General features: G+C 50.1%; 16 protein-coding genes. 13 read left to right on the top strand and 3 right to left on the bottom strand.

The window, feature by feature from the left end; translation table 11 throughout:
* Positions 1-53 precede the first annotated feature (53 nt).
* Entirely contained in the window at positions 54-446 is a 393-nt protein-coding gene (locus NYE29_RS17315; protein ID WP_076109165.1) for a TIGR04086 family membrane protein, read from the bottom strand.
* Positions 447-674: 228 nt separating this feature from the next.
* Between NYE29_RS17315 and NYE29_RS17320 the strand changes: the two genes are divergently transcribed.
* Positions 675-1,439: a DUF421 domain-containing protein gene (locus tag NYE29_RS17320; protein ID WP_076109164.1), complete on the top strand. Its 765-nt coding sequence runs from the start codon at positions 675-677 to the stop codon at positions 1,437-1,439.
* Between the two features lie 7 nt (positions 1,440-1,446).
* Here NYE29_RS17320 and spoVB read toward each other — a convergent pair whose 3' ends face one another.
* Positions 1,447-3,051, bottom strand: a complete 1,605-nt coding sequence (gene spoVB, locus NYE29_RS17325; RefSeq protein WP_340896890.1) for a stage V sporulation protein B — start codon at positions 3,049-3,051, stop codon at positions 1,447-1,449.
* 224 nt (positions 3,052-3,275) lie between these two features.
* On the opposite strand from spoVB, the gene NYE29_RS17330 reads away from it, so the two are divergent.
* From NYE29_RS17330 to NYE29_RS17355, 6 genes are all read left to right on the top strand, one after another.
* The gene (locus tag NYE29_RS17330; protein ID WP_038595596.1) at positions 3,276-3,527 is read left to right on the top strand and encodes a post-transcriptional regulator; all 252 of its coding nucleotides are present in this window, start codon (positions 3,276-3,278) and stop codon (positions 3,525-3,527) included.
* Positions 3,528-3,742: 215 nt separating this feature from the next.
* Positions 3,743-4,996, top strand: coding sequence for a protein translocase subunit SecD (gene secD, locus NYE29_RS17335; RefSeq protein WP_076109162.1), 1,254 nt, complete (start codon positions 3,743-3,745; stop codon positions 4,994-4,996).
* A complete protein-coding gene (gene secF, locus NYE29_RS17340; protein ID WP_052092263.1) occupies positions 4,986-5,888 on the top strand; it encodes a protein translocase subunit SecF in 903 nt (300 codons plus the stop codon). The genes secD and secF overlap by 11 nt, the downstream gene beginning before the upstream one ends.
* Positions 5,889-6,005: 117 nt before the next feature.
* The gene (locus NYE29_RS17345; RefSeq protein WP_076109161.1) at positions 6,006-6,968 is read left to right on the top strand and encodes a cation diffusion facilitator family transporter; all 963 of its coding nucleotides are present in this window, start codon (positions 6,006-6,008) and stop codon (positions 6,966-6,968) included.
* A 29-nt stretch (positions 6,969-6,997) separates the two neighbouring features.
* Positions 6,998-9,400 (top strand): single-stranded-DNA-specific exonuclease RecJ, encoded by a 2,403-nt coding sequence (gene recJ, locus NYE29_RS17350; RefSeq protein WP_340896891.1) that lies wholly within the window; start codon positions 6,998-7,000, stop codon positions 9,398-9,400.
* A gap of 93 nt (positions 9,401-9,493) precedes the next feature.
* Positions 9,494-10,012, top strand: a complete 519-nt coding sequence (locus tag NYE29_RS17355; RefSeq protein ID WP_038600521.1) for an adenine phosphoribosyltransferase — start codon at positions 9,494-9,496, stop codon at positions 10,010-10,012.
* A 376-nt stretch (positions 10,013-10,388) separates the two neighbouring features.
* Here the strand turns inward: NYE29_RS17355 and uraA are convergent, their stop codons facing one another.
* Positions 10,389-11,699 (bottom strand): uracil permease, encoded by a 1,311-nt coding sequence (gene uraA / locus NYE29_RS17360; protein ID WP_340896892.1) that lies wholly within the window; start codon positions 11,697-11,699, stop codon positions 10,389-10,391.
* 340 nt (positions 11,700-12,039) lie between these two features.
* Between uraA and NYE29_RS17365 the strand changes: the two genes are divergently transcribed.
* From NYE29_RS17365 to hisS, 6 genes are all read left to right on the top strand, one after another.
* Positions 12,040-14,220 carry a RelA/SpoT family protein gene (locus NYE29_RS17365; RefSeq protein ID WP_038595588.1) on the top strand — a complete coding sequence of 727 codons (2,181 nt, stop codon included), beginning with the start codon at positions 12,040-12,042 and terminating at the stop codon, positions 14,218-14,220.
* Positions 14,221-14,241: 21 nt separating this feature from the next.
* The gene (gene dtd, locus NYE29_RS17370; protein WP_076109158.1) at positions 14,242-14,685 is read left to right on the top strand and encodes a D-aminoacyl-tRNA deacylase; all 444 of its coding nucleotides are present in this window, start codon (positions 14,242-14,244) and stop codon (positions 14,683-14,685) included.
* Positions 14,686-14,866: 181 nt separating this feature from the next.
* The gene (locus NYE29_RS17375) at positions 14,867-15,022 is read left to right on the top strand and encodes a hypothetical protein (protein ID WP_156130950.1); all 156 of its coding nucleotides are present in this window, start codon (positions 14,867-14,869) and stop codon (positions 15,020-15,022) included.
* Positions 15,023-15,180: 158 nt separating this feature from the next.
* Positions 15,181-15,687, top strand: coding sequence for a type 1 glutamine amidotransferase domain-containing protein (locus NYE29_RS17380; RefSeq protein WP_076109157.1), 507 nt, complete (start codon positions 15,181-15,183; stop codon positions 15,685-15,687).
* A gap of 50 nt (positions 15,688-15,737) precedes the next feature.
* The gene (locus NYE29_RS17385; RefSeq protein WP_038595583.1) at positions 15,738-16,187 is read left to right on the top strand and encodes a hypothetical protein; all 450 of its coding nucleotides are present in this window, start codon (positions 15,738-15,740) and stop codon (positions 16,185-16,187) included.
* 807 nt (positions 16,188-16,994) lie between these two features.
* Complete coding sequence (gene hisS, locus NYE29_RS17390; protein WP_340896893.1) at positions 16,995-18,248, top strand: histidine--tRNA ligase; 1,254 nt, start codon at positions 16,995-16,997, stop codon at positions 18,246-18,248.
* Positions 18,249-18,271: the final 23 nt, after the last annotated feature.

The raw sequence follows: 18,271 nt of genomic DNA on the forward strand, positions 1-18,271 counted from the left end.
CAGTGTAACATATTTTTAAGAGAATGGTTTCAAATTTTATGGATTCTAATAATTTAGTTTTTTTGTAAATTAACTCCAAACATTCCGCCGAGCGCTCCGATTGCCGCAGCAGCTATAACCCACAAAGCATCAATGCCTGCAGGGGCACTATCAAGCGCCAAAAATCCGACCAGGAGCACAATGATTCCGTAAAATCCCCCCGTAAGTGATCCTTGATACCAGCCCTTACTGGTTGCCCTGCGTCCTGCCGTCAGTCCGCCGAATGCTGCGGCGATGCCGTGTACGATGTAGGTATACGTTGTAAGATCCTGTTCCTTCAGACCGCTGCCCCACAGCAAAAGTGAGAGGACAAACGCGCCCAGCAGCATCCACAGGAAGGATCGGCATAAACCGGATAATACAGGACTCGTTATTCTCCACGAGAACAGGCGCCGAATGAAGTACATGGTAAAACCTCCTAAATGTTTTTTGACGATCACCTTAAGTTAACTATTATTCATTGTATGGGGAGGCTTGCCCCAATAGTACAAGAATGGCAAAGCCTGCTCATTTACCATTAATTAATAAGACCATTTCCGAATGTTCCCTTAGCAGGGAGGCCAGAATAGGGGTACATTAATCCGCCCGTAAGGCAAACTGCCCGGGCGAGAAGCGGAAGGGGGAGCGAAGAGAATATGTTCCAGCATATTACTACCCATATCTTTCTGACCGTGCTGATGTATATCTTCATTTTCCTGAGCATGCGGATAATGGGGAAACGGGAAATTGGCAAGCTGTCTGTATTCGATTTAACGATTTCGATCATGATTGCTGAAATTGCGGTGTTTGTCATTGATGACATCGAACGGCCAGTTTATGACGGAATCGTGCCCATGGCAACCTTGGTACTCATTCAGGTGCTTGTGGCCCAGTTCAGCCTTAAGAACAGAAAGCTGCGGCTGCTGATTGACGGCAAGCCCAGCGTGCTGATCTCAGATGGCAAAATACACCGGGAGGAAATGCGCAGGCAAAGATACAACCTTGATGATTTGCTGCTGCAGCTGCGGGGACAGAACATCGACAGTCCCGCTGATGTGGAGTTTGCCATTCTGGAAACCAGCGGCCAGCTTACCGTCATTGAGAAGAACAGGGGTGTGTCGTCATCCAACCAATCGGGAAACAGCAGCTCTAATGCCGAACAGAATGAACAGGGCAACGGTGGTGGTGACAGTTCCGGCGGCGTTAAGCTGCCGAAGCATAAAATCAGGTATGAAGGCCTGCCGATTCCGCTCATTATGGACGGGAAGGTGCAGGATACCAATTTGGAGCTGATCGGGAAAACAAGATTTTGGCTGAGAACCCAAATCCGCCAAAAGGGCGTATCTGATTTCCGCGATGTTTTTCTGTGCTCGATTGATCACAAGGGTGAAATTTATGTAGACCGCCAGCGCTCCAGATAGAGTATGGTTAACGCCGGCGTTTGAAGAACGGCACACGGTCCAGGTCGCGTACAGAGATCAGGCCTGAAAGCAGGCATATTCCCAGGTAGAGTGCCATACCGCAGGCGGCAGAAAGTAAAAATTGCAGCCACTGGGCATCGGCGATGGGCACAGAGGTATAGATGTAAGACATGCCAGCGGCCATGATAATCACCGCGGCCAAGGTTTTGAGTGGATCGGAAACTCTAATCGACAATTTAATCAGCTTAACCACACTGAAGCCGTGCAGCAAAGTTACAAAAATGCTGTTAACGATAATTGCGATAATTGCGCCATAAATCCCGTATTCGGGCTGTGAGGCCAAAATGAGAATGAGCAGGATTTTGATCACCGCACCAACCAGTGTATTAATAAGCGCCCTCCCGGGGCGGTCCATAGCTTGAAGAGCAGCCTGCAACGGTGCTTGGACATAGAGGAAGAGTGCAAAAGGCGCCATCATCCGCAGCATCGGAGCGGTGTCCGCATTGCCGTACATCAGCGTACATAGCGGTACGGCAAGGATATACATAATTGCAGCAAAGGGGGCTCCGGTTACCATAGCGAGCCTCAGGGCCTGATGCATTCTTTTATGAATGGTTGCCAAATCATGGCGCGCTGCCGCCTCTGACAAGGAAGGAACGAGCGAAACAGCAAGGGAAGAGCTGAGCACTCCCGGCAGCAGCAGCAGTGGAATAACCATCCCTTGTAAGGAGCCGTACTGCGCGGTTGCAGCTGCGGTGGCAATTCCGGCAAGTGCCAGACTGCGAGCGGTAATAATTGATTCCAGAAGATAGGAAAAAGAGCCGACGAGCCTTCCGGCCGTGACGGGAACAGCAATGCCTAGCAGACGTTTCAGTACAGAAGTTTGCTTGCCCGCTGAAGGTTCAGGGATAACCGGATCTGGAATGTCATTTTCCGCGGTTGCAGGGTCAGGAAGATCCTTCTTGTCCTTTTTTAGGATGTAATAATATTGCCATAGCAGCACCAGCATGCCGACGATTTCGCCAACGGTCACCCCCAGCATTGCTCCTGCCGCAGCAAAGGCAATACCCTTCGGAAGCAGCAGCCAAGAGAACCACAGCATAAAGATAATGCGGATTACTGACTCCAGAACGGAGGAGAGTGCGGAAGGAATCATGTTCTGCCTGCCCTGAAAGTAGCCCCGGTATATGGAAGATACGGCAACGATAGAGATCATCGGCGTCATGCTGACAAATGTATAATACACACGACTGTCCGTTAGGAGCACATTGGATACCCATGAGGCGCTGAACAGGGCGACCAGGGTGAACAAGATGCCGAGCGCCAGACTGAGGGTAAGTCCGGTATGCAGAATACGGCGTGACTCTTCAGGACGGTTCTCTCCTTCTGCCTCAGCTACCATTTTGGCGATGGCCAGCGGAATCCCTCCAGTGATTACAGTGATCAGCACGATGAAAAAGGGATAACCCAGCTGATACAGCCCGACGCCTTCAGCACCGACAATACGAGGTAATGCAATGCGCGGAATAAATCCAAGCATCCGGTTAATAATGCCTGCAGCAAGCAGTATAAGCGTTCCTTGGATAAAACTTTGTTTCCTTAGATTACTCAAAGGGCACTCCTTCTTCCCGAATTGAAATAAAACGCTGGCGTTCCTGTCTGTCCAAAAGGTAAGCTTGTGGATGTAGGCTTGTATATTGATATGCGGTACCCTGTCTACTCCATGACAAGCTTTGGAAATGACAAGTTTTAACCCGGAAGAAGGAAAGCGGGGGAGTCTGGTCGAATACTAAAAAGTAACATGCGAAAGCGAGCGAACTTTGGAGGTGTCAACACGTGGAATCGATAGAGTGGAGTGATGATGAGCTTGGTGAAGATATCGAAGCCATGTGCCGCAGCAAAGCGGAGGAATTCCGACTCCTCGGCTATGAGTATGTAACAGGCAAGGATATCTGGGATTGCATCAGCCGCAACTATGCCAAGGAGGGCAACCCTCCCCTGCACAAGCTTGTGAACGATATCTATTCCTTGAAGGCCACTAGTTATATGAATTATTTAACGATTGCCGCTTATCGGGGATTAAACTGATACAAGGAACGATTTTCTTTTGCAAATGGCTATAGGAAGCAGTAAAGTAAGAGAAGACCAATTTTGCTTTTCCTATCAAACGGATGGCTTGCCTTGGGCAGAGCCGGCCGTTTCCTTGTGTGAGTATAACACCGTCGTTCCTCCACGAATTGACGGTGATTTCGCACGTAGCTATAATAGGAATATTGAGTAATGAAAGGGGAACTAGCAAGAGCATGAAGAGACTTTTGAGCTTTATCATTACCGTGCTCGTTTTAACAGGCGTCATGGCATTTAGTACTCCCGGACTATTGGACAAGGTTCGGCTGGGGCTTGACCTGAAGGGCGGCTTCGAGATTCTGTATCACGCGGAGCCCATGGAAACAGGAGGAGAACTAACCCGTGCCTCGCTGCAGAAAACAGCGGAAAGTCTGGAGAAACGTGCCAATGCGCTTGGAACAAGCGAACCTGAAGTAACTACTGAGGGAACTGACCGCATCCGTCTGAAAATTGCGGGCGTTACCGACGAGGCTGAGGTGCGTAAGAAGATGAAGGAACCAGCGGTTCTGACCTTCCGCAGTGCTGCCGAAGGCGATGCTCCCGGGGTTTACAGCAAGATAGAACTCGTGGGCAGTGACTTTGTTGAGAATGCTGCTGAGGTTCAACGCAACAACTTGAACCAGCCTGAGATCGGGATTACTGTTAAGGATAAGGATAAATTCGCGGAAATTACCAAGCGCCTGCTAGGTAAAGAACTTGCTATTTATCTTGACGAAAATTTGTTATCCGCTCCGCCAACGGTAAGAGCAGTACTTACGGATGGGAAAGCTTCGATTTCCGGAGGTTACACTATAGATCAGGCACGTGAACTGGCCGATACGATTAACCTCGGTGCCCTGCCGCTGAAGCTGACAGAGAAATATTCGCAAAGCGTAGGCGCTACCTTGGGCAAGCAATCCCTTGATCAAACGATCAGAGCGGGACTTGTGGGTTCCCTGATTATCTTGATCTTTATGATCGGCATGTACCGCTTACCGGGTGTGCTGGCCAGCTTCGCGCTCATCCTGCACACATGGCTGCTGATTCTGGTATTTGTCGTTGCTGACTTTACTTTGACACTTCCTGGTATTGCCGCGTTCATTCTCGGTATAGGGATGGCAGTTGACGCCAATATCATTACCAACGAACGGATAAGAGAAGAAATGCGCAGCGGGAAGAGCATATTGTCTTCCGTCAAAGCGGGGAATAAAACCTCTTTCCGGACCGTTATGGACGCCAATGTGACGACTATTATCGTAGCGGCCGTTATGTTCGCATTTGGTACGGGTGCGGTTAAAGGCTTTGCTCTGATACTGATTGTGGAAATTGTGCTCAGTATCGTAACGAACCTCTATTTTGCCCACTGGCTGCTCAGTACACTGGTCAAAGCCGGCGTTCTGAAAAAGCCGAAGCAATTTGGGGTAAAGGAGAGTGACATCCGTGCGCTTTAAGAAAGAACTTGATTTTGTACATTTGAGTAAGTTTTTCTATATCTTTTCTATTGTCCTTACGATACTCGGCTTAGTGTTCCTGGGCTTTCTTGGACTGAACTACAGCGTTGATTTCAAGGCCGGCTCCAATGTTGACGTGGCGCTGTCCAAGACGATTACACAGGAAGAACTAAATCCTGCGCTCAGCGGTCTGGGCCTCTCCCATGAACCAAGCATCACGATTGGTGAGAAACGGGTGAATATCCGTTATGATGAGGTTCTTAAAGAGGAACAGAGCGAGCAGCTGCAGGCTGCAATTAGCAAGATTGATGATAAAGCTTCCTTCGAAATTAACACGGTGGATACAGAAATGGCCAAAGAGCTGGCGCGTAATGCGATCTATTCTGTGCTGATTTCCTGTCTGGGGATTATCATTTATGTAAGTATCCGCTTTGAATGGCGTTTTGCCCTGGCTGCGATTGTAGCGTTGGCACATGATGCGTTTATGGTTGTTGCGATCTTCTCGATTTTCCGCCTGGAGGTGGATTTGACCTTCATTGTCGCAGTGCTGACCATTATCGGTTATTCCATCAATGATACCATCGTTATCTTTGACCGGATTCGCGAGAATTTGCGCTTCGGCAAGCAGAAGACGTATGAGGACCTTAAGGGACTGGTGAACAAAAGTGTAAGCCAAACCCTGATGCGTTCCCTCTACACAGCGTTTACGGTATTTATTGCTGCATTCTTCCTGCTTATCCTTGGCGGAGAGTCCATCAAAATGTTCTCACTTGCGATGGTTATCGGTTTGCTCTTCGGAGCCTATTCCTCGATCTTTATCGCGAGTCCGCTCTGGCTGCTGCTGAAGAAGCGCCAGAAGACTCCAGTGAAGAACAATCCGGCCAAAGCTTAAAATTTCCTGTCCCGAAAAGCCGCGTCAAAGGCGACGCGGCTTTTCGAATCTTTGGAGTGGAATGAGCAAACTTCAATCATCATGAGATTACTCGCTACCCGGCAAGGAGGCCTCGTTATGAATGACAAACAATCACCGCAAAGTGAGACGGTTGCCTGGACCGGAATCGTCAGCGATGTTGCATTGGCTTTGGCTAAAGGAAGTGTTGGCTATTTCTCCGGCAGCAAAGCCTTGCTGGGTGATGCTTTATATTCCGGAGCAGACGCTGCAGCCAAGCTGGCGGATACTCTTCCGTGGCGCTCAGAACTGGTTAAGAGGAATAAAGAAACAGAACGTACCCAGAAAGGGCAACGTAATAAGGAACCGGTTGTCGCGATCCTTTTTTCAGTTCTTATTCTAATGGGCGGGCTGCAAATTGCCTTCTCGGCAATTCGCGATTTAACCCGGGGACATTTATCACCCACTGGAGAGGCGGCGATTGTTACCGTCCTGATCTCCATCGCGTTTAAAGAGGCTATCTTTCAATATCAATATCGTTATTTTAAGAAAATTGGCGATGGCAGCCATGCCGCATACGCGGATAACCACCGCTTCAGTTTATATACTTCAATTACCGTATTTGTCGGGATTGCCGGGTCGTTTGCCGGAGGATATCTCAACTGGAATCCTCTGCTGTATATGGACCCGATTGCCGCTCTTCTAACCAGCGCGCTAATTATCCGCAAAGGGTATTCGCTGATTACGACTTCTGTATTGGCCCAGAGGGATCAGGAACTTCCTTCCGCGGAGACGGCCAGCTTTATTGAAACCGTGGAACGGGTGCATGGTGTTATTCGTGTAGAGTATTTAAAAGCACTTGAGCAGGGGCGTTACGTGAACCTCCAAGTTAAAATCAGCGTTAACCCGCGGATTACCGTGACAGAAGCCCAGGATATTTCGGAATGCGCCAGGAAGCTGCTGCAGCACCGTTTTGTCCATGTGGGCGAGGTTCATATGGATGTTGTGCCTTATGATCCGGGTTATCCTTACAAAAGCAACTATGAGCTCGTGGACAACGATAGTCCTACGCTGCTCCAGTAGTTCGCAGGGTGAGAGAAAGGTGAACTTAATTGCTTCATTCAAAAACAAGATGGCATTCTCCGGCAGCCGATCCCATTGCAGTAGAGGAATTGGCCCGGAGCCTTTCTATTTCTCCGCTCCTTTCATCACTGCTGGTAACCAGAGGTTTGGGGACGGCTGCTGATGCTTTGCAATTCATGGATGGAGGCGCGGAGGATAGACATGATCCGTTCCTGTTGAAGGGAATGGCCGAAGCGGTTCCACGGATCAAAAAAGCATTGCAAGAAGAAGAACATATTCTCGTGTACGGTGATTATGATGCGGATGGAGTGTCCAGCACCGCGCTGATGATCTACCTGCTGCGTTATCTGGGGGCATCCTTTGACATTTATATTCCCCATCGTTCAAATGAAGGCTATGGGCTGCACAATCATGCGCTGGACTGGGCGGTACAGCAGGGAGTATCGCTGGTTATTACCGTAGACACCGGAATTAGCGCTTATCATCAGATCGCTTATGCGACAGAGCTTGGAATCGATGTGATCGTAACAGATCATCACGAGCCGCCTGAACTGCTGCCGGAGGCCTTTGCACTGATTAATCCCAAGCTTCCTGACTGTCCTTATCCTTTCAAGGGTTTGGCGGGTGTAGGGGTTGCCTACAAGTTGGCAGAAGCTATGCTTGGGGACGAGGTACCGGAGGAATGGAGCGAAATCGCGGCCATCGGTACAGTTGCCGATCTTATGCCGCTGCTCGGTGAGAACCGCAGTCTAGTGCGCAGAGGACTCTCCAGTATGCGGCACTCACCTTTTCCGGGGATCCGGGCCTTGCTTGATGTTAGTGCTGTAACGATGAGTACAGTAAGCGCTGTAAATATTGCCTTTGGCATGGCGCCGCGCATTAATGCCAGCGGACGGCTGGATCACGCAGGCCGTGCTGTGGCTTTACTCACGACCACAAATTCCGGGGAAGCTGAACAGCTTGCCGGAGAACTGGATCTTCTTAACAAAGAGCGTCAGCTGGTCGTGGAAAGAATCGTCACGGAAGCCACCGCTAAATTTGAGCAGCAGACCGCAGAGGGAACACTGCCGGACATTATTGTTCTTGCTGATCAAGGCTGGAATGTCGGCGTGGTGGGTATTGTGGCCTCTAAGCTGCTGGATAGGTATTACCGTCCGGTGATTATACTGGATGTTCACCCCGAAACCGGGATGTGCAAAGGTTCTGCCCGCTCGATTCCCGGTTTGGATATTTATGCGGCGCTTTCTTCCTGCGCCGGGCTGATGGATCATTTCGGAGGCCATCCAGCTGCAGCAGGGATGAGCCTGCATCGAGATAAGCTGGAAGCCTTCGCGGCTGCGCTTAATGAGTTTGCAGCCTCCGTTCTGCAGCCGGAACTTTTCATGCCTGTGACCGCTGCGGACGGTGAAACGGCGATCTCTGATTTAACGCTGCAGGCCGCACTGGATTTGGACAGGCTGGCTCCCTTCGGGATGGCCAATCCGCTGCCCAAGTTTATTGTTCGCGGAGCTGCGGTGAAGGAGACCCGAAAGATGGGGCAGGATGGCAAACATCTCAAGCTGGTCTTGCAGCAAGGCAAGCATACGATTGAGGCGGTAGCCTTCGGCAAAGGTGCGTTAGCCCAATTGCTGCCAGGTGGCACTATGATTGATGTCCTGGCGGAGCTTTCGGTGAATGAATGGAACGGCTCGCGCAAACCTCAGCTGATGCTGCAGGATTTGGCAGTCCCGAATGCGCAGCTGCTGGATTTGCGCGGGACTGCTGATGCAGTGAAGCAGGCGGCCACCCTCAAAGAGCTGCTGCTGCAATACAGCAGCGGAACTTCCTTCAGCGCTGCAGCTGTGTTTCACAACAGCCGCATGACGCCGCTGAATCAATTGAAAGGCATGTCGCTTTGGGTATATGATGAGAATGCTGGGATCTCCGTGCTGAATCAAGGACAAGCCGATACTGGTGAAGGCAAGGTTTCCCTGCTTTGCCTGCTGGACATGCCGGGAACACCAGAGCAGCTGGATGCGGTGCTTGCTGCTTTTCCACAAGCTGAGAATATCGCATTGCTGCACTCCATTCGGGACGGCCGTGACCGGCTGCAAATACCGACACGTGATCATTTCAAGTCGTTATATAAATTGCTGGCTTCGATTGCTGATGCGGCGACACCGGAGCATGAGGTGCTGCTGCGGCTTAGCCGCCAGTCTTCACTCAGTGTGCGCATGCTGGGCAAGATGCTTGAGGTGTTTGAGGAACTTGAATTTATCAAGCGCAGCAACGGGACTATTACCTTTGTTACCCAGCCTGCGGCGAAGAGTCTTACGGCCTCCAGGCATTTTGTCAGACTGGGTGAGACTGCGGAAATGGAGCAATATTTCATGGAAAGCAGCCTCAGCGAGCTGCAGGAATGGATGCTGTCCCGCCGTTTAGGAGCATCCTAGGGCGGAATGGATTGGAGGCTTTGCTTCCGAAGCAAGTTTGTTTGAAGAGAATTCAGTGAGTGAACTGCTCACAACCTTTAGGAGATGATCATGTTGGATTTAAAAGACAGTATTCGTGTGATTCCGGATTTTCCGCAAGTGGGAATCAGCTTTAAAGATATTACTACATTGCTTAAAGACGGCGACAAATACCGCCAGGCGATTGATGAGCTTAAAGCGCTTGTGTCACATCTGCAGATTGACGTAATTGCCGGTCCTGAGGCGCGCGGTTTTGTAGTCGGCGCACCGCTGGCTTACGCGCTGGGGGTCGGATTTGTACCGATTCGCAAGAGTGGCAAACTTCCTTACGAAACCATTGAAGTGGGTTATGATCTGGAATACGGCAAGGATAAACTGGCCGTTCATACCGATGCCATCAAGCCGGGACAAAAGGTGCTGATTGCTGATGACTTGCTGGCTACCGGCGGTACCATTGCCACATCAGTTAGTCTGGTGGAACAGCTCGGCGGCAAAGTTGTCGGCGCTGCTTTCCTCATCGAACTGGTAGAGCTTGCCGGACGCAACAAACTTTCGGATATTGAAGTGATATCCCTGATGACTTACGAAGACTAATTTCAAACGGGATAACTTTTCCCGGGAAATAAAAAGCGGATCGCTGTCGAATGAAGACAGCGATCCGCTTTTATTAATATAATTGATTCGTTTTATATAGAATGACTTGATAACTACACAAAAGGGCAAAAGTAGCGGAGGGGAAATTTGGAACTGTAGGAGCGATAGCGACCGCCTTTGTCACCGGATTTCCACCGCATATAGCGGGTACAATCAAGAAATCTGGGGACAACAGCGGCCGGAAGTCCAAATATTCACCGTAGCTACGTCCTCGCCCAAATGGGGACAGCTTAAATCAATCTGTACATTTACTATAAACGGATGCCATCCTGAAGCAGATGAGCATCCGTTTTCTTCATATATAAGTATTCGGGGTCTAATGGGCGGATTTCTCTTCTTCCTGCTCGTTTGACCAGCCAAGAACCTCGAACAGCTTGAAGAGCAGAGACAGAACCATACCAACAATCGTAGCCAGCGCCATTCCTTTAAGCTCCACTTTGCCCATGTTCAGGGAGATGCCGCTGATGCCGACAACAAGCACCAAGGTAGCCAGAATCATATTGGTTGCTTTGGAGAAGTCGACCTTCTGCTCTACAAAGATCCGCAAACCGGAAGCCGCGATAACCCCGAACAGCAAGAGGGAGACTCCGCCCATTACCGGTGCGGGGATATTGGCAATGATAGAAGAGAAGGTGCCGGAGAACGAGAGCAGAATGGCAATGACAGCTGCTCCGCCGATCACATACACCGAATACACTTTGGTTAAGGCCATAACACCGATGTTCTCGCCGTAAGTAGTATTAGGAGTAGAACCCATGAATCCGGAGAGGACGGTGGAAATCCCGTTCCCCATCAGCGAGCGGTCAAGACCAGGATCTTTCGCCAGATCTTTGCCGACAATGTTGCTGGTTACGAGCAAGTGGCCGATGTGTTCAACGATAACGACAAGGGATACAGGAATAATGGTGAAGATTACTTCCCAGTCAAAGGATGGGGTGACGATCGTCGGGTGGGAGAGGAACTGAGCTTCGGAAATGGCGCCCGTGTTAACCTTGTGCATAATATAGGCCAGCACATAACCGGTAACAATCCCGATCAGAATATGAATGATTTTGGGGAAGCCCCGGAAGAGTACTGCACCAATAACCGTTACACCCAGCGTTACCATAGACAGCGTAATTGCGCTTCCGTCCGGTGTCCAGTCGGCAGCACTTACACCTTCAGGAGCGATCAGTCCGGCCATACGTGCAGCAACCGGTACCAGTTCCAGTCCGATAGTTGCTACGATTGCGCCCATAACCGCCGGAGGGAATACCACATCAATCCAGCCTGTACCGGCATAACGGACGACTAAAGCGACGAGAATAAAGATAATACCGGTAACAATAAACGCTCCTAGTACAAGCGAATATCCATGCATATGATCGCTCTCGTTTTTGGTAAGCACGCTGAGTACCGGTGAGATAAAGGCAAAGCTTGATCCAAGATAAGCCGGGATTTTGCCGCGGGTAATCAGGATGTAAAGCAATGTGCCGATACCGTTCATCAACAGGATCATGCCAGGGTCTACCCCAAACAGGTTGGGGACAAGCACCGTGCTGCCGAACATGGCGAATAAATGCTGAAGACTTAGCAGAAATCCCGGGCCCCAAGGGAGTTTCTCATTAACTTGAAATTCGCGTTGCAATGGAGTTCACTTCTCTTTCTTTATGTGGTTTTAGGTTAGGTCGCGGAAAACCGCTTTTACTAGATTAAATAGTACGGCGACTTTTTACAACAACAATTTTACAGATGCCACGAAATTGCCCATTCTTTGAGGCCTAAGCCTGCAGGAATGCCACACTATGGCAAGTGTTGACGTAATCCATCGTAAGCGTCATAATTATAAACAACTTTAAACTGCGTGTAGTGCAGCCTGGAAGAGCTGATAACCCTGCAAACCGGACACACCTTGCGGGTTCATTCATTAAATAGATAAACTCCATTACGGAATTTTTCTTTATAGAAAGGAAACGGATACGACGAGAATGGGCATAGAGCAATTAATTGAAAAGGCTAGCGCCTATATAAAAGAAAAAGATCTTCTCCGCATCCGGGAAGCTTATGAATTTGCCGATCAGGCTCATCACGGGCAGGTTCGGAAATCGGGGGAGCCATACATTCTGCATCCGCTCGCGGTCGCAGATATTGTCGTGAATATGCAGATGGATGTCATATCCATTATTGCAGCGCTGCTGCATGATGTCGTAGAAGATACAACGGTGTCACTGGAGCAGATCCGCGAGAATTTTGGCGATACCTGTGCCATGCTGGTGGATGGTCTGACGAAGCTGGAACGCATCCGTTTCCGTTCCAAGGAAGAGCAGCAGAACGAGAATTACCGCAAAATGTTCATTGCTATGGCTCAGGATATCCGCGTCATTGTGATCAAGCTGGCGGATCGTCTGCATAATATGCGGACACTGAAGTACCAGTCAGAAGAAAGCCAGCGCCGCATTTCTTATGAAACGCTGGAGATTTTCTGTCCCATTGCAGACCGTTTGGGGATATCGGCGATTAAATGGGAAATGGAGGATATCGCTCTCCGTTACCTGAATCCGCAGCAATACTACCGTATTGCCAATTTGGTGCATAAAAAACGGGCGGAACGCGAAATGTTCATTGAGAGCGTAATCGGCCGCATTCGTGCCAAACTCGATGAAATGGGCATTGAAGGCGATCTCTCGGGACGTCCTAAGCATATTTACAGTGTCTATAACAAAATGAGCACCAAAAACAAGCAGTTTAACGAAATCTATGATCTGCTCGCTATCCGCATTATCGTCGACAACATTAAGGATTGTTATGCCACATTAGGGATTATTCATACTCTTTGGAAGCCGATGCCCGGACGTTTCAAGGATTATATAGCCATGCCCAAAGCGAACATGTACCAATCGCTGCATACGACGGTAGTGGGTCCAGGCGGAGAGCCAACGGAAGTGCAGATCCGTACCTGGGAGATGCACCGCACCGCCGAGTTCGGGATTGCCGCCCACTGGGCTTATAAAGAAGGAAACAGCAATAACGTCAATCCGGAGAACCGGATGCCGTTTTTCCGCGAAATTCTGGAACTGCAGCATGAAGCCAAGGATGCGGAAGAGTTTGTGGAATCGCTCAAAATGGATTTTTTCTCCGACCTTGTCTTCGTATTTACCCCGAAGGGTGAGGTTGTGGAGCTGCCGGCAGGTTCCGTTCCGCTTGATTTTGCCTTCCGTATCCATACGGAGGTAGGTAACCGGACTATCGGCTCCAAGGTGAACGGGCGGATCGTCCCGCTGGATCACAAGCTGAAGACCGGGGATATCGTGGAGATCCTGACCTCGAAGAATTCGTATGGTCCCAGCCGAGACTGGTTGAAGATCGCACAATCCTCGCATGCACGGAGCAAGATCAAGCAATGGTTTAAGAAGGAGAAACGCGAGGAGAATGTTGAAAAAGGCCGTGAAGCGATCGAACGCGAGCTGAAGCGCCTCAATGTTGAAGTATCGGATTGGCTTACGGAAGATAAGCTGACTGAAGTATCGAAGAAATTCGCTTTTGGCGATTTGGAAGATATGCTCTCGGCAGTCGGTTTCGGGGGGATTACTGCGGCGCAGATCGCCTCCAAGCTTACGGAGAAGCTGCGCAAGGATCAGGAAGAGGCCGCTGGGCATCTGGAGCTTACTTCTGAGATGAAGGAGATTAAGTCCAGCGGAGAGAAACGGAATCAGCCAACCAACGGAGTGCGTGTAAAAGGAATTGATAATCTGCTGGTCCGTTTTGCACGATGTTGCAATCCGGTCCCCGGCGATGACATTATCGGTTATGTGACGCGCGGACGCGGTGTTTCCGTCCACCGCGAGGATTGTCCGAACATTCCGGGCGATGGTGACGGAGAAGAGTCGGCACGTGTGATTGAAGTGGAATGGGAAGGCAGTATGGAAGCCAACTACAGTGTTGATATTGAGATTACCGGCCATGACCGCAACGGCCTGCTCAATGAAGTGCTGCAGGCGGTGTCAGAGAGTAAGACTAACATTTCTGCGGTCACCGGACGCTCCGACAAGAACAAGATGGCGATGATTCATATGACGATCCTTATCCGCAATACAGACCATTTGCAGTCAGTGGTCGATCGGGTGAAACGGGTCAAGGATGTATATACGGTTAACCGCATTATGCAATAAGGCAAGGAGTGGAACGCACCAATGAGAGTGGTCGTGCAGCGCTGCAAGGAAGCAAAAGTTACCGTGGATGGGACAATCACTGGAGCTGTAGGCCAAGGCCTGATGCTGCTTGTCGGCGTTACTCATGAGGATACGGAGAAGGATGCTAAATATTTGGCCGACAAGATCGCCGGATTGCGCATTTTTGAAGATGAATCTGGCAAAATGAACTTCAGCGTCACCGAGACCGGCGGAGCAATCTTGTCCGTGTCGCAGTTTACGCTGTATGGAGATTGCCGTAAAGGCCGGCGCCCCAACTTTATGGCTGCCGCAGCACCCGCTGAGGCAGAGCGGCTTTACGACTATTTCAACCATGAGCTGAGAAATGGCGGACTTACGGTGGAAACAGGCGTGTTCGGCGCAATGATGGATGTATCACTGACCAATTGGGGCCCGGTCACCCTGATTCTGGACAGCCGGGGTTAGCTGCGAAGTTAATTGCCGCTTTGGCAAAATTTAAGTTGTTTACGTGCATCAAGGATGCCGCGTGGGGTTCCGTTCCAAGGACCCTATGCGGCATCCTTTACTTTTTCCCTGCGGATAGGCGGGTTCTGGGCTGGATAAACTAAGGGAGAGTCATAATTCACCGAGGAACAGGGAGTCCAGCATGAGACAATCACAGAAAGCATGGGTATGGAGCGTCTTGCCGGCATATGCGGCCGGAAGTTCTGCAGAAGCCGCTGCGGCGGCCAAAGGGACCGTGGAGCAACAAGAGACTGACGTGTTGAAAGGAAGAAGCCGCAGCCTCCTGCCGCGCACTTGAAATGCTTGGGAGGCTGCGGTTTTTGGCATATTGGGCGTAACTCTTTTTATAGCGTAAAGGGATGAAAAGAAAGGTAAGCAGCTGCACTTCGTTAGAAAGCGCTGCAATAAGGGTAATAAGAAGACGAGAACAGAAAAGTGGAGAGGAGAATTAATCTCATGAGTAAAGTTGCATTTCTGCTCGCCAACGGTTTTGAAGATTCCGAAATGAAGGTACCTTACGATGAAGTCATAAAAGCAGGGCATCAGGCGGAGATCATCGGTCTGAAGAAAAACGAAACCTTGCTCGGCAAAAAAGGCAGCGTGTCCTATGCAGCTGATAAAGCCATCAGCGAGGTGAAAGCAGCAGACTATGACGCTGTGGTTATTCCCGGAGGCTCGTCCCCGGAAAATTTACGGCTCGATCCTGATATCCTGAGCTTTGTGAAGGAAGTAAGTGGAACAGGCAAGCCGATTGCCTCCATCTGCCACGGACCGCAAATCCTGATCAGTGCAGACTTGCTGCAAGGCCGCACGGTGACATCCTACCCGCCCCTTAAGGATGATGTGGTTAACGCAGGAGCGGAATTTAAGGATGAAGAGGTCGTCGTGGACGGCAATTACATTACTTCACGCACACCAAAAGATGAGCCCGCATTTGTGCGTGAGCTGTTGAAGGTGTTGTAATAAAAGCTTGGCCCCCAAAATCTAAACAACAATCCAAGGAGGGAACGACAATGAGTAGAAGAATCCAGGCTTATTTCAGAACAGAAGATGAAGCAGAAGGCGCTAAGACGGCATTGATTCCTTACGGAGTGGATAATCTGGAAGTATCTCCGCTGACGGATCCTTTAAAAACAGACGGGAATTACAGAAATAATATCCTGATTCCCTTGGTTCCTTATAACAACTCCGCGATGACCGGAGGCGCATTTGGCGCTACGGGTGCGGTTGCAGGCTCCGGCCCGATTGCCGGTGCACCTATTGTACCGGCAATCGATGTGAACGACGGTCCTGATGATTTGGATAACCGCAGTGCGGGTGATGTCCGGAATCATGCTGAATTTGACGACAGGGATTTGGATGATCTTCGTTATGTCATGGAAGTTAAGGTGGCTGACGGCAAACAGGATGAGGTTATCGAGGCGCTGCGCCGGAAGCGTGCCTACGTGGAAATCTTTGATTAAAAAGAGAGCACGCTCTCTCGCAGATGAATAGTTGCGAAACTACAGCTCCGCCGATCCGTTTCAGGGATTGGCGGAGCTTTTTAAAATCCAAGAACAGTAATATTTCTTTTATTTCTCTGGACAGGGAATTATGTTGTAGTGTAAAGTAGTCCTTGTGTTTCAGTAGGGGATTGTCCGGATTTATAAAACGCTTTCTTTTCTGTAATACAACCGTAATATTACATTCATGATTCCTTAATATAGCGTGTTTATAATAGAAGCATGACCCCCTTTTTTATAATATATGATGATGGACCTGCAGCAATCGGCTGCAGGTCACTTTTTTTGTAATAGCTTTTTTTATTGGATTCCTTGACTTTAGCGCAGTGGTTCAGTAGAATCTAACAATATACAGATTGTCATATAGTTTTGATGACGGGACCAAGTAATCCGTACCCCACAACCCCAGAGAGGAATCCCCCGCAGAGATGGATATCGTCCTACCGTAGGATGAGCTTACCGTTTCCGCCCGGCTGCAAGGATTCTGTTGATGAACGGATGAATGACCTCCCCGAGAACGCACGGCGAAAGCAGGCAATGAAGATTGCCGGGAGTCAGTAGCCGATTGCGCGTAGGCGGGCGTTAACCGCTTAGAGCGGATTCAGGCAGTTGCATGGATTCGGAATGTGGGTGGTACCACGGGTGTATTATTAGGTTGATAATAATCCCTCGTCCCTGTTTGTTATAAACAGGGCGAGGGATTTTTTGTTTTTTTTAGAAGTTGACAAACAGACAGGCAAGAGGGGTTATTTTCAGGAGGGATAGGCTGTGGCTAAAGAAAGATTCGAGAAACCGACAGGCACGCAGGATGTGCTTCCGGGTGCGGTTGAGAAATGGCAGTATGTTGAAGGGAAGGCCAGGGATCTTTGCCGCCGGTTCAATTACCGGGAGATCCGCACTCCTATGTTCGAGCACACTGCGCTGTTCGAACGCGGTGTAGGGGAAACCACGGACATTGTGGAAGGCGAGATGTACACCTTCAAGGATAAGGGCGACCGCGATCTGGCACTTCGTCCGGAAGGAACGGCCGGTGTGGTCCGTGCTTACGTTCAGAACAAGCTTTACGGTGAGCCGGATGTAAGCAAGCTGTATTATATCGGTCCCATGTTCCGTTATGAGCGTCCGCAGGCGGGAAGATACCGCCAGTTTCACCAATTCGGCATCGAGGCATTTGGAGCAGTGGATCCGGCGATTGATGCGGAAGTGATTTCCCTAGGGTACCAGTTCTATAAGGATCTGGGACTGAGGGATGTAAGGGTAGAGCTGAACTCCGTGGGCAACGTACCTAGCCGTGCGGCGTACCGGGAGAAGCTGCTGGATTTCCTGAGACCGATGAGGGACAACCTTTGCAGCGACTGCCAGCGGCGGATGGACCGCAACCCCTTGCGGGTGCTGGATTGCAAGGTCGACCAGGACAAATTCGGCGGTGCGCCTTCCATTCTGGATAGCCTGGATGAAGAATGCACAACTCATTTTGAGAAGGTCAAAATGCATTTGGATATCATGGGTGTGGAGTACAGCATTAATCCCCGTCTGGTACGCGGACTGGATTATTACACGCATACAGCGTTTGAATATAAAGCAGCCGGCATCGGATCTATCGATACGGTCGGCGGCGGCGGCCGTTACAACGGTCTGGTGGAGGAAATCGGCGGTCCGGATCAGCCGGGCATCGGTTTTGGCATCGGGCTGGAGCGGATCCTGCTGATTCTGGAGAATCAAGGGGTAGAGCTGGAGACGGTGAAGCCGCTGGATGTGTACTTCGTGGCACTTGGCGAAGCGGCCGATCTGGAGATTACGAAACAATTGTTCATTCTGCGCAGTCTTGGCTTTTCTGCAGAACGGGATTATCTGGGCCGCAAGATGAAGGCGCAGATGAAATCGGCCGACCGCATGTCGGCGCGGTACACAGCGATTCTCGGTGAAGATGAGCTGAACAGCGGCGTCATTGCCCTGAAATCGATGGCTACGGGCGAGCAGCGGACCGTCAAGCTGGAAGAGCTGGGACAGTCGCTGGACTAGACAGCTTGGCATGAAGTAATTGT

The sequence above is a fragment of the Paenibacillus sp. FSL M7-1046 genome (assembly GCF_038007405.1).
Classification (GTDB): domain Bacteria; phylum Bacillota; class Bacilli; order Paenibacillales; family Paenibacillaceae; genus Paenibacillus_AQ.

What these genes read in the sequence shown, in the direction of transcription:
- NYE29_RS17345 (WP_076109161.1), top strand. Translation starts at nt 6,006, where the DNA reads ATGAATGACAAACAATCACCGCAAAGTGAGACGGTTGCCTGGACCGGA.
- NYE29_RS17380 (WP_076109157.1), top strand. Translation starts at nt 15,181, where the DNA reads ATGAGTAAAGTTGCATTTCTGCTCGCCAACGGTTTTGAAGATTCCGAA.
- NYE29_RS17320 (WP_076109164.1), top strand. Translation starts at nt 675, where the DNA reads ATGTTCCAGCATATTACTACCCATATCTTTCTGACCGTGCTGATGTAT.
- dtd (WP_076109158.1), top strand. Translation starts at nt 14,242, where the DNA reads ATGAGAGTGGTCGTGCAGCGCTGCAAGGAAGCAAAAGTTACCGTGGAT.
- secD (WP_076109162.1), top strand. Translation starts at nt 3,743, where the DNA reads ATGAAGAGACTTTTGAGCTTTATCATTACCGTGCTCGTTTTAACAGGC.
- NYE29_RS17365 (WP_038595588.1), top strand. Translation starts at nt 12,040, where the DNA reads ATGGGCATAGAGCAATTAATTGAAAAGGCTAGCGCCTATATAAAAGAA.
- NYE29_RS17375 (WP_156130950.1), top strand. Translation starts at nt 14,867, where the DNA reads ATGAGACAATCACAGAAAGCATGGGTATGGAGCGTCTTGCCGGCATAT.
- NYE29_RS17315 (WP_076109165.1), bottom strand. Translation starts at nt 446, where the DNA reads ATGTACTTCATTCGGCGCCTGTTCTCGTGGAGAATAACGAGTCCTGTA.
- NYE29_RS17385 (WP_038595583.1), top strand. Translation starts at nt 15,738, where the DNA reads ATGAGTAGAAGAATCCAGGCTTATTTCAGAACAGAAGATGAAGCAGAA.